Source organism: Calyptranema fuscum S582, from assembly GCF_055793305.1.
The window spans coordinates 171,998-184,184 of the sequence record NZ_JBSLYH010000006.1 but is presented as its reverse complement, the minus strand read 5'-3'; the positions used below and the strand labels follow the sequence as shown (position 1 = coordinate 184,184).

Sequence of the window (12,187 nt, the reverse complement as noted above, 5' to 3'; positions counted from 1 at the left end):
TAACCAGACAGATGCTCAACTGCCCAGAATATCGCTCAGAATATTGATCATGACTCGAACCACGCGATCCCTCCTCATTGTCGATGACTCTCCAGAAGACCAGGAACTGTATCGACGTTACTTATTGCGGGATCAAGAGTTTTCCTACACTATTCTGAAAGCATCGATGGGACAGGAAGGTCTTGACCTGTGGGAACAGTACCGACCTGATGCGGTCGTGGTGGATTATCGTTTACCTGACCTGGATGGGCTGGAGTTTCTCACCCGACTTCAATCCCTGACCCAAGAAATTTGTTTGCCCATCATTATTGTGACAGGTCAAGGCAACGAGGCGATCGCCGTTCAAGTGATGAAGGCAGGCGCACAAGACTATTTAGTTAAAGAGCAATTAAATACTGAAGTCCTGCGAGTCGCACTCAACTCTGCTATCACAAATGTTAAGTTACGGCAACAATTGCGACGCAGTGAGAACGCCCTGCGAGCCAGCGAAGAACGGTTACAGGCGGTGCTAGATGCCTCTCGCGTAGGCACCTGGGACTGGAATATCCAAACGGGCAAGATTTCCTGGTCAAACAATCTGGAAGCTCTATTCGGTCTGGCACCTGGAGAATTCGACGGCTCCTTTAAAATGTTTTCCGATCGACTACATCCAGACGATCGCGATCGCGTCCTGACAGCGGTAGATCATGCCGTTGCGACCGGCGAAAACTATAGCCTTGAATTTCGGGTTTTATACCCTGATGGCACCATACGTTGGGCATTGACCCAGGGAAAAGTGTTCTATGATCCCGACGGACGCCCCATCCGGATGGCAGGTATTGATCTCGATATCACCGAGCGCAAACGTTCAGAGGCAGCCTTGCAAGAGAGTGAAGAACGCTTTCGCCAGCTTGCCGAAAATATTAATGCTGTATTTTGGCTCAAAGAGCTGCCCGACAACCGCGTCTCTTATATTAGTCCTGCTTATGAACGCTTATGGGGATTGGATCCTGAAGAACTGTATCAAAATCTACATGCCTGGGTTAATTACATTCACCCAGACGATCGAGACGCGATCGCCCTAGCCTTTCAGCAAAAAGCAACGACAGGTCAATTTGATCAGGAATACCGAATTGTTTTACAGGATGGCAGCATTCGCTGGGTGCGCGATCGCTGTTTTCCCTTAAAAGATGGAACCGGAAAAATTTGTCGGCTAGCTGGCATTGCCGAAGATATTACCGAACGCAAACAGATCGACGAACAGTTGTGGTTGCAAGCTCAAGTGCTCGACCAAACCCATGACTCAGTAGTATCCACCGATCTCGATGGCTATATCACCAGCTGGAATAAGGGCGCAGAGAGGGTCTTTGGCTATACAGCTGAAGAGATACTGGGTCAACATGTGGCGTTGCTCTATCCCCTGGAAGGTCGTGATTTTTTAGAAAATCAGGTCATTGCACCTCTAAAAGCAAAAGGAGTGCATGAAGTAGAGGCAGTTGCCCAATGCAAATCTGGCGATCGGATCGATCTGCTGCTCTCCCTTTCACTACTTCAGGATCAACAGCAAAATCCTGTCGGCATGATCGGCTTCTCAATGGATATTACCGAACGCAAACGGACAGAGCAAGCCCTACGAGAGAGCGAAGAACGCTTCCGGGCATCGGTTGAAAATATGTTGGATTGTTTGGGCATCTATCAGGCTGTGAGAAATGAACACGGTCAGATCGTCGATTTTCGCACAGAGTACGTCAACCAGGCAGCCTGCATCAACAACCAGATGACCTATGAACAGCAAATAGGGCGAGGGCTATGCGAATTGTTGCCGGGACATCGCAGCAGCAGTTTATTTTACGAATATTGTCAGGTGGTCGAAACCGGGCAATCGCTGGTCAAAGACAGCGAGGTTTACGAAGACAATTACGGAAAACAGCATTTGGTCAGGGCATTTGACATTCGTGTTGCGAAACTAGGCGATGGTTTTGTGGCAACGTGGCGAGATATTACCGATCGCAAACAGACGGAAGAAGAATTGCGCAAAAACGAACAACAATTGCGTCTGGCACTAGCAGGCGCGCAAGCAGGTTCGTGGGATTGGGATATTGAAACAGATAACATCACCTGGTCGCCCGAAAACTATGATTTGTATGGAGTTAGCACAGCAAATCATGCCAATTGGTATCAGATTTGGTATAACACCATCCATCCAGAAGACCGAGAACGCGTTCGCCTGAACATCCTGCACTTTATCGAACAACGCTTACTTGAGTTTCAAATTGAATTTCGCATTGTTCATCCCCAATTAGGTATTCGCTGGCTCTTGGGTCTGGGTCGCTCTACGTTCAATCAACAGGGTGAGCCTGTTCGGTTAAGTGGCATCAATCTAGATATTACCGATCGCAAGCAAGCAGAAGAGTCATTGCGCCAAAGTGAAGAGTTTAAACGCCGGATGTTAGACAGCAGTAGTGATTGCATCAAACTATTGGATCTCGACGGGCGACTCTTATATATGAATACGGGTGGACTCTGTCTCTTAGAGATCGATGACTTCACCCCCTACCTCAATACGAATTGGAGTAGTCTTTGGCAAGAGGACGATCGCAATCGTGTAGAAGTAGCGATCGCCGCTGCTAAAGCCGGTGAACTAGGGCGATTTCAGGGCTTTAGCCCCACTGCTACGGGCAAGCCCAAGTGGTGGGATGTCGTCGTTACACCGATTCTAGATACCTCAGGGCGAGTGTCGCAGCTTTTGGCAACTTCACGCGACATTACAGAACGCAGACAGTCTGAAGAAGCACTCCGCGCCAGCGAAGAACGCTTTCGCACCCTGGCAGATAATATGTCGCAGTTTGCCTGGATGGCAGACGAAAACGGTTGGATCTTTTGGTACAACCGACGCTGGTTTGACTACACAGGCACCACCCTGGAAGAGATGCAGGGCTGGGGTTGGCAAACAGTACATCATCCCGACCATATCGATCGAGTCGTTCGCTACATTCGCCACTGCTTTGAAACAGGTCAGTTATGGGAGGACACGTTTCCCCTGCGGGGACAAGATGGGCAATACCGTTGGTTTTTATCCCGTGCTATCCCGATCAAAGATGCCACTGGCAAAATTATCTGTTGGTTTGGCACCAATACAGACATTGACGATCGCAAACAAGTCGAAGAAGCGTTACTGCAAAGTGAAGAACGCTATCGCTGTTTGGCAGAATTGATCCCGCAATTGGTTTGGACAGCTGACGCCGAAGGTCTATTACTGGATGTCAATCAACGCTGGGTAAATTTTACAGGCTTAACGCTAGAACAAGTCCATGAAGCAGGTTGGGAGCAACTCATTCATCCTCACGATTTACCCACGATGACACACCTGTGGACAGAGTCTGTTCGCAAGGGCATCCCCTATCAAGCGGAAGGTCGCATGCGACGGGCAGATGGGGTCTATCGCTGGCATCTGCATCAAGCAATTCCTCAAACCAATGAGCAAGGTCAAATTGATAAATGGTTTGGCACAGCAACGGATATTGAAGCACAAAAGCAGATGGAGCTTGATCGCGATCGCCTGTTAGGGCAAGAGCAAGCGGCAAGAGCCGAAGCCGAACGTGCCAATCGGGTGAAAGATGAGTTTTTGGCAATTCTATCCCATGAATTGCGATCGCCCCTCAACCCGATTTTAGGCTGGACAAAGCTATTACAAAGCCGCAAATTTGATCAATCGAAAACTGCTGAAGCTCTGGCGACGATCGAACGTAACGCCAAACTACAAACTCAACTGATTGATGATTTACTGGATGTAGCCAAAATTCTGCGCGGCAAACTCAGCATGGAAATAGCGCCAGTTGATTTGGTGTTTGTGATTGAATCAGCCATGGATACCGTTCGAGCCGCCGCCGTTGCCAAATCGATTCTATTGCATCCCATATTGCCTCAGATTGGACGGGTATCGGGCGACTCAGCCCGACTTCAGCAGGTAGTTTGGAACCTACTGTCTAATGCGATCAAGTTCACCCCTAACGGCGGACGAGTAGATATTTCACTCACCCGAGTTGACAACCAGGCACAAATTACCGTCAGCGATACAGGTAAAGGAATCAACCCCAACTTCTTACCCCACCTGTTTGAATCCTTTCAACAAGAAGATACATCAACCACTCGCAAATATGGTGGATTGGGGTTAGGGTTAGCCATTGTTCGATCCCTCGTTGAAGCCCATGGAGGCACCATTGCAGCCTATAGCCTGGGTGAAGGGCAAGGCGCAACCTTTATAGTGACATTGCCCTTATTGGATACCGAACTAGAGCAGAGACACGCAGATGAATTATCCGAGCAAGAACTTGATCTCACAGGTGTTCGCATCCTCACAGTCGATGACGAACCAGATGCCCGTGAGCTACTCACTATCTTACTTACCCAATATGGAGCCGAAGTCCTGACAGTTACATCTGCGGCAGAAGTACTAGATGCGCTAGAGTCGTTTCAACCTGATGCCTTAGTCAGCGATATTGGGATGCCTGAGGTTGATGGTTATACGTTAATCAAACAGATCCGGGCTTTACCCCCCGAAAAAGGGGGACAAATACCAGCGATCGCACTGACTGCCTATGCCAGAGAAGAAGATCATCAACGCGCCATCAGCACAGGCTATCAACAACGGGTCACCAAGCCGCTCGAACCCGATCAATTAGTTCAAGCTTTAATGACCCTTGTCCGCAAGTAACCATAGGATCATCTTTACGTACATGATTAAGATTGATTTTGCTGATTGGCGATCGCCAGTATTGCACTACCAGACACCACAACCGTCAAGGCAGACGGAATCAGCGGCAACCATCCACCTGTCAGCAAAACAATCCAGCATACTCCATAGAGACTGAGCAAGGTACCCCCGATGATACATCCAAGCCAGACATACGGTCTTTTATAAGATCCTTTCCGGCGATGCCATTGCCCTACCATCCCCCCTGAAAAGATTGACCAGCTGACAATCCAGAGCCACTCTCCCCACTCTGGCAACCACCAGATTAGTGGTCGTTGATCTAACACTGCACTGATCAGTTGACTAATCATCTGAGCATGAATCATCACACCCGAGACAGCTTGGGGGACAGCACTTGAGGTGTAGGGTGTAAAGTGTAAATCTTTATCATCAACCACACCAATCAAAATGATGCGATCGCGGACTAACGTGGATAAATTTTGATCCAGCGAACCATTGAGAATGTCTTGAAGAAAGACCTGTTGAGGATTGGTGGCACGATAATTAATCAAGGTTTGATACCCGGCAACCCAATGACGGGGCAGATGATATCCACCCGCATTAGCCGTCAGTTTTGGAACCACCGTGTCTGCAATCTGCATGGCTCCGGTGGGCGATTTTTGCAGATCTTGAGATAAATAATGCAGCACAATCCCCAGGCTAAACGACTGACTGGTGGGGCATTGGGGTGAGGCTGGCATCGCCAACAATTGACGACGAATCACATGGCCCGCATCTAAAGGAACGTCAGCAAAGCCAAGCCATTCTTTGGTAAGTCCGGGTGGAGCGGCAATGCTGGTGGGTTGTTCAACCGTCTGAGCAATTTCGCAAGTAGCCATAAATCGCGGATCGGGCGCGAGCAAAACAGCCACATCTGGGGCAAAAGCAAAGTCGTGAAAGATATCTAAACCAATGACTTGAGGGTGATACGGGGCTAGTTTTTGCAACAGGTGTGCCAGGGCTTGATCCGACAGACTTCCCTTACGTTCCATTCCCAGTCGATCTTGATACTGAATATCTGCTTCTCGAATTGTGATCAGTAAAATGCGATCGTCGGCAGGTTCTGCCGGACGTTGCCGCATCAAGTGATCAAATGCCATCAGTTCAAAAGACTGCAACAGACCGAGCGATCGCACTGCCACTACGACAACCGCAACTGCCAAACTCATACAACACGGAATCCACATCGGAATCCAGGCTACGTCTGATTGCAGTTGGTGCAATTCATCTGCCACCCAGGTCGGATTAAACACAGCTTGATAAATCGGATTATTGACCACGAAATGACGACCTTGTTTCCTGATCAAGCCCGACAATCGTAACTCCCAATGTTCGGGTCTATCATGGGCGCGGATCTGACCTCGCTGTAATATTCGCTGGTAGAGTCGCAGCAATGCCACGGCATTAGACGAGTGCTTGAGAATGCGATCGCGAATAGTACGCAAATGTTCGGGTTCATCCTGAGCTTCCCAACGGTCAATCAAGCGCGATCGCACAAGTTTGGCAATACAATAGTCTTCCTCTCCTGCCGCAATGCAATGGTTCATTGTGGCAATCATCCAGCATATTTTTTGCGTCAAGAAAGGTTGTCCACCCGTCCAATACAACACAGCTTGCAACACAGCCTGGGGATGAGTGACTTTCCCAGTTAATCCTGTTGTCAACACCAAACTTTCGTGGAACTGAAACCCTTGTAACTCAATGGCTCGACCAATATTAAACGGTGTCACATGGTAATCTTGAATTAAATCAGATGGCGTTGCCACCCCTAATAAAACGAAGCTAAGTCGGCGGTAGTCGAGTCGAACCGCACGGGTTTCATAACAGTGTCGAATCAATGCAAAAAACTCATCCGTTGGAAACTGCAAACCCCGCACACTATCAATTTCATCAATAAAAATTACCACTGATTGAGCGATTTCAACCAATAACACTTGGTCAATAAATTCGCCCAACCGTTGCACAGGCGACAGATCATCATGATCTTGCAACCATGCCCGTCGATTGATCGGCAAAGCAAACCCACTGATCAATTCCTGGATGATGCCGCCATACCATTGAGATGCAGTGATTTGCTGACTCCCGATACCAGACAATTCAATCTCTGCACAGGCAATTCCCTGCGATCGCAACCGTTCCATCGTGCGAACACGAAGGGACGACTTACCCATCTGCCGCGCATTTAAAACGTAGCAATACTCACCGGCTAACAATGCATCATACAGATCGTGATCCGCTTGTCGCGTCACATAAGTGGGCGCATCCGGCGGCAAGCTACCTCCAGGCTGATAGGGATAATTGAAATCGCTGGCGTTCGGTTCTACACTCATCCCGCCTCTTCCAAACGGGTTTGAAAATATTGCCGATAGAGGTCACAGCGAGACATCGCCTGATTTCCAGATAATGTCACCAATCCCATGCGCTGTAATTGATAGGCTTGAATCGGTTCTAGCTGAATCGGTCGGTTGGCAAGCATCACCGTTTTCAACGCCATATATAACGCAGGCTGTTGTTGCAAAGATACCCAGATCTGGCGCAAATGATTCGCATAAATTCCCGCATCGGTTGGCGCAGTCGTTAAGAATTTTTCTAGGGATCGATCTACGTGACGTTTAAGATCAGAAAAGGCTTGTTCTAGCAAATACGGATGTCCGCCGACTAAATGCATTAACGGTTCCACGATCGCCATCTCCGTCAAGCCATGTCGCTTGGCAAAGGCTTTGCCTTGCTCCAAATTAAACTCAGGTAATTCGATCGGTAAGCCAACATTAAACGGAGATTGATGTAGATTGAGTTGGATATAGACATCGGTTGCATGAACGATCACCAATCGCAACTTTTTCCAATTCTGCCGACTGCGCGCCTTCTCATACCAAGAACGAAATAAGCCAAACACATCTTCGTAAATCTCCGGATGCGGAAACAGTAAATCAACATCGTCGAGACAAATGATTAAAGGGCGATCGCTCTCTGCCAATAAATACGCGTCTAAATACGTCGTACAACTGACCTTACTGCCCATACCTGCCTCATCCCAGTAGTCGTCTAGCGAATTGGGCAACCCTAATTCTCGACTAAGATTCATACAAAACCATCGCAAAAATTTGTCTAGATTCGTGAAGTGGGTTTTGCGATCGGCTAACTCAAAACTTAAGCTCACAGTGCGATAGTTTTGCTCATCCAATTGGCTCAGCACACGGTTCATCAGAAACGTTTTACCCATCAGCGTCGGAGCTTTAATTCGAATTAAAGAACCAGGTTGTAAGAGGGTTTCATAGCACAATGCCTCGATCGGAGGACGCTCAATATAGCGATCGCTTTCTATCTGGACAACAGGAATTCCATAGGCACCATATTGCAATTGGGGTTCAGCAGGTTGGGACGGAGTTAATTCAGCAATATTTGGTGAAATCACCTGAGTATTGCTGCTCCGCTGTTCTTCCCAACGCCGCTTTAGAGCATCTTTGAAGTTGCTTTTTTTAACTTTTTCACCTAATGCATCAGACAAGAGTTTCCAAAGTTTGGGAGCAACGTCTTGACTGATATAGCTGGTAGCATACTGATGTTTTGCAGCAATCTGATCATACTCTTCCCGCTCCCAAGAACCTACCAACACCAAAATCTCCACATCGGTGAGATGCCGCTCTACCGTCGCAAGCAGCACTTGATTGGCAACTTCAATAGCTTCTTTAATATCAAACGACATTTTGATATGACAACATTACCCACCCATTCCTTAATATACCTTGTTCAACTGGAGAACTGACATTTTTAGGATTGCTGAATAGCAGCTTACATACTCCTACCCTGAATTAACCTGAATTGAACTGAATGAATTGCGTCATCAGGGCTGAGATAGTCCTGAATTTAACTCAATTCTTGAATCACGTCATAAAACATACTGAAGCATATTCCATGACGAGATTAAAAGAAGGCTCCCATGAAAATTTACTGGTCCGCCGAAAGTATGCCTGAGTTAGCCCATTTACCACCTAAACAGCGTCAAAAAGTTTTGCAAGCTTGCATCCGCAAATATGCCTTTAGACATTGGCAAACCTGGGTTTGCATGTTTTTATTAGGGGTCGGGATCGTCATAGCAGGACGATATATAGGTCCTATGGGAGCGGCTCTGGTGAGTGGTATATCCTATGGCACCATCAGCACCGTCATGAATACGGCTGTACATCCTGATGTCAAAAAGTATGTAGAACGTGGGTTAAAACCCTGAATTTAACTCAACTCATACAGTGATTCATGAATCATACTTGCAATATCAACGACTGAAACCTGTAATTGCCCCACAGTCACAGATTTATTGAGACACTCACAAGGAGTTACAACGATCATGAGAATTGACGGTACACCCTCGGATGATATTTTGGACGCCCGCGACCTTGGACAAAGCAACGACGAAATGTATGGTGACGCAGGTAACGATACCCTATGGGGTTGGTTGGGGGATGATGTCCTCCACGGAGGAACCGGGAACGATACCTTGATGGGAGAGTATGGTAATGATCTCCTGTATGGCGAGGACGGTAACGACACCCTTGATGGTGGTAGCGGCATCGATACCCTCTACGGCGGAACAGGTAGCGATCTTCTCCATGGCGGAAGTGATGTCGATACGCTCTATGGGGGAGGCGATAATGACCAATTAACAGGAGATGATGGCAATGACCTTCTCTATGGTGAGGATGGGGACGACTCTGTTCTGGCTGGCTATGGTAATGACACTGTCTACGGGGGCGCGGGTACTGATGTCATTTACGGCGGTCAAAGTTATGCCTACCCGGTAGAAGACACGGGCGACGATATCCTCGATGGTGGAACAGGAAATGACACCCTCTACGGGGAAGCCGGGAATGATACTCTGTATGGCAGAGATGGTAATGATACCCTCAATGGTGATAGTGGCAATGACTACATCGTGGGGGGGTCTGGTGCAGATACCATGGCAGGGGGGAGTGGCAATGATAGCTATGTTGTCGATGCCTCTGATGTGGTGACAGAGGCTGCTTCAGCAGGACTTGATACCGTTGTTTCTGCGTCCAGCTATACCTTAGGAGCCAATGTCGAAAACTTGACCTTGACTGATTCTGCGATCGCTGACGGCACGGGGAATAGCTTAAACAACTATATTTTAGGCAATGCAGCAGCCAACACAATCAACGCCAATGGTGGCGATGATCAGGTGAATGGTAGAGGTGGCAATGATGTTATTAATGGGGGTCTGGGAAATGACTCACTTTTAGGTGACACAGGCAATGATACCCTGCAAGGTTCAAGTGGCAACGATATCCTGTATGGCAACGATGGTAACGATTCCCTGCTAGGTGGCGATGATAGCGACATCTTAACCGGCGATAATGGCAGCGACATCTTAACAGGTGGCAATGGCAGTGATACCCTCTCTGGGGGTCTAGGTGCCGATAAATTTAGCTTCTCTTTTGCCTCAGACGGCATTGACATCATCAAAGACTTCAATCGCAGTGAAGGCGACACGATTGAAATCGTCAAATCCAGTTTTGGTGCCACATCCCTTAGCCAATTCAGCTATAACAGCACCACAGGTGCCCTGATGTTTGATGCTTCACCCTCTGATAATGTTGGACCACTTCAGTTAGCAACCCTGGAGAATAAACCTACGGGCTTCTCAGTTCAAACCGATGTTGTTCTGGTGTAATACCTGAGGATCACAAATTAATTAAAAACCCGGAAGTTTATGTTTGGCAGCGCGGCTGAGCCGCGCTGCCAAACATAAATCTTCGGGTTTATTTACTCCACGATTCTTAGACAGTGTGAGAGGCACACCCCAAAAGGGTACGCCTCTCACAATCCGCTTATCTGACAATTCATTTAAGGTTGCCCTAGAATCCGAATTTTTCTCACGACAAAAAGCTGTGCAGTAGGGTGTGCCACACAGCTTTTATCTATTTCTGGGTAGGTTAAACCGATGGCTTTCGTTTAGCTGGCGATCGCCGGAGCAACCAGGGCAACAGGCTGTGGCTCAGCAAATGCCAGGTCAAGTGGGAAGTTGTGGGCATTCCGCTCATGCATCACCTCGATCCCCAAATTAGCCCGATTGAGGATATCTGCCCAAGTCGGAATCGGATGACCTTGATGATCCAGAATTGAATCATTAAAATTAAAACCATTCAGGTTAAACGACATCGTGCTAACGCCCAACGACGCAAACCAGATGCCAATAACAGGCCAGGCTGCCAGGAAGAAATGTAACGCACGGCTGTTATTAAAGCTGGCGTACTGGAAAATCAGACGACCGAAGTAACCGTGGGCTGCAACAATATTGTAGGTTTCTTCGTCTTGCCCGAATTTGTATCCTGTATTGGCTGATTCTAGTTCACTGGTTTCACGCACCAGGCTGGATGTCACCAACGAACCATGCATGGCTGAAAACAAAGCACCGCCAAACACACCAATTACACCGAGCATATGAAACGGATGCATCAGGATATTATGTTCGGGCGAAAACACAATCATGAAATTGAATGTTCCCGAAATCCCCAGCATCATGCCATCCGAAAAGCTACCTTGTCCAATGGGGTAGACCAGAAGGACAGCCGTTGCAGCCGCAGCAGGGGCTGAAAATGCAACAGGAATCCAGGGGCGCATTCCCAGGCGATAGCTCAATTCCCATTGCCGTCCCATATAAGCATAAACAGCAATCAAGAAATGCAACACAATCATTTCATAAGGACCACCATTGTAAAGCCACTCATCTAAAGAAGCGGCTTCCCAAATCGGATAGAGGTGTAAACCAATGGCAGCAGAAGTAGGGACAACCGTTGCTGTGATGATGTTGTTGCCATAGAGTAATGACCCCATCACAGGTTCACGAATACCATCAATATCGACAGGAGGAGCCGCAACGATGGCAAGAATAAACACAACTGTTGCCGTTAATGCGGTTGGAATGAGTAATACACCAAACCAACCCACATACAACCGATTTTCGGTGCTGGTAATCCAGTCACAAAATCGCTCCCAAAGACTAGCGCTACTGCGCTTTTGCAAAATTGTTGTCATGATGAAAAGAGTGCAAAATTGAAATAAATGATGGATAGATAGGACAAGAATTCTTGACCTCTTTTATTTAATGACTTATTGACTATATAACTGTCAAGCAATAAATAGAGTTGTGGAGTGCTCTCTTTTATAGCAGTACGCCTCTAGATGAGGACGAGTTACAAGGGTGGAACCCCCACCTCCCCTAGTCCTAACGCTTATATGTAGGGCTATAGGAATGAGTTAGGATAAGCAGCCAAAAGAACTACAGGTTCGTTAATCTGCGATCCTGAGAGATTAGATATAAAATAAGATCCCAAGTTTGTTACAGCGCGGTTCTGGCATACCACAACAAACCTGAAATTTTATTCAACCGTAGATTTCTTAGGATTTTTATAAGATTAAAACTCACAATTTTTTTGAGAG

Annotated in this window: 6 protein-coding genes; 3 read left to right on the top strand and 3 right to left on the bottom strand. The window is 47.5% G+C overall.

All coding sequences use genetic code 11. The features are described 5' to 3' along the window. Window positions 1-49: 49 nt before the first annotated feature. Window positions 50-4,693, top strand: coding sequence for a PAS domain S-box protein (locus tag ACR6Z4_RS06540; RefSeq protein ID WP_479716428.1), 4,644 nt, complete (start codon window positions 50-52; stop codon window positions 4,691-4,693). Window positions 4,694-4,719: 26 nt separating this feature from the next. Here the strand turns inward: ACR6Z4_RS06540 and ACR6Z4_RS06535 are convergent, their stop codons facing one another. Continuing rightward, entirely contained in the window at window positions 4,720-7,062 is a 2,343-nt protein-coding gene (locus ACR6Z4_RS06535) for a CHASE2 domain-containing protein (RefSeq protein ID WP_479716427.1), read from the bottom strand. Beyond that, window positions 7,059-8,438 carry an AAA-like domain-containing protein gene (locus tag ACR6Z4_RS06530; protein WP_479716426.1) on the bottom strand — a complete coding sequence of 460 codons (1,380 nt, stop codon included), beginning with the start codon at window positions 8,436-8,438 and terminating at the stop codon, window positions 7,059-7,061. Before ACR6Z4_RS06530 ends, ACR6Z4_RS06535 begins: the two co-directional genes overlap by 4 nt. 234 nt (window positions 8,439-8,672) lie before the next feature. Here ACR6Z4_RS06530 and ACR6Z4_RS06525 point away from each other — a divergent pair, with 234 nt between their 5' ends. Both ACR6Z4_RS06525 and ACR6Z4_RS06520 read left to right on the top strand, forming a co-directional pair. Next, window positions 8,673-8,960: a hypothetical protein gene (locus ACR6Z4_RS06525; protein ID WP_479716425.1), complete on the top strand. Its 288-nt coding sequence runs from the start codon at window positions 8,673-8,675 to the stop codon at window positions 8,958-8,960. A gap of 117 nt (window positions 8,961-9,077) precedes the next feature. Then, window positions 9,078-10,418 (top strand): calcium-binding protein, encoded by a 1,341-nt coding sequence (locus ACR6Z4_RS06520; protein WP_479716424.1) that lies wholly within the window; start codon window positions 9,078-9,080, stop codon window positions 10,416-10,418. A gap of 281 nt (window positions 10,419-10,699) precedes the next feature. Here ACR6Z4_RS06520 and psbA read toward each other — a convergent pair whose 3' ends face one another. Further along, the gene (gene psbA, locus ACR6Z4_RS06515; protein ID WP_479716423.1) at window positions 10,700-11,782 is read right to left on the bottom strand and encodes a photosystem II q(b) protein; all 1,083 of its coding nucleotides are present in this window, start codon (window positions 11,780-11,782) and stop codon (window positions 10,700-10,702) included. Window positions 11,783-12,187 lie beyond the last annotated feature (405 nt).

What these genes read in the sequence shown, in the direction of transcription:
- ACR6Z4_RS06540 (WP_479716428.1), top strand. Translation starts at nt 50, where the DNA reads ATGACTCGAACCACGCGATCCCTCCTCATTGTCGATGACTCTCCAGAA.
- ACR6Z4_RS06520 (WP_479716424.1), top strand. Translation starts at nt 9,078, where the DNA reads ATGAGAATTGACGGTACACCCTCGGATGATATTTTGGACGCCCGCGAC.
- psbA (WP_479716423.1), bottom strand. Translation starts at nt 11,782, where the DNA reads ATGACAACAATTTTGCAAAAGCGCAGTAGCGCTAGTCTTTGGGAGCGA.
- ACR6Z4_RS06530 (WP_479716426.1), bottom strand. Translation starts at nt 8,438, where the DNA reads ATGTCGTTTGATATTAAAGAAGCTATTGAAGTTGCCAATCAAGTGCTG.
- ACR6Z4_RS06525 (WP_479716425.1), top strand. Translation starts at nt 8,673, where the DNA reads ATGAAAATTTACTGGTCCGCCGAAAGTATGCCTGAGTTAGCCCATTTA.
- ACR6Z4_RS06535 (WP_479716427.1), bottom strand. Translation starts at nt 7,062, where the DNA reads ATGAGTGTAGAACCGAACGCCAGCGATTTCAATTATCCCTATCAGCCT.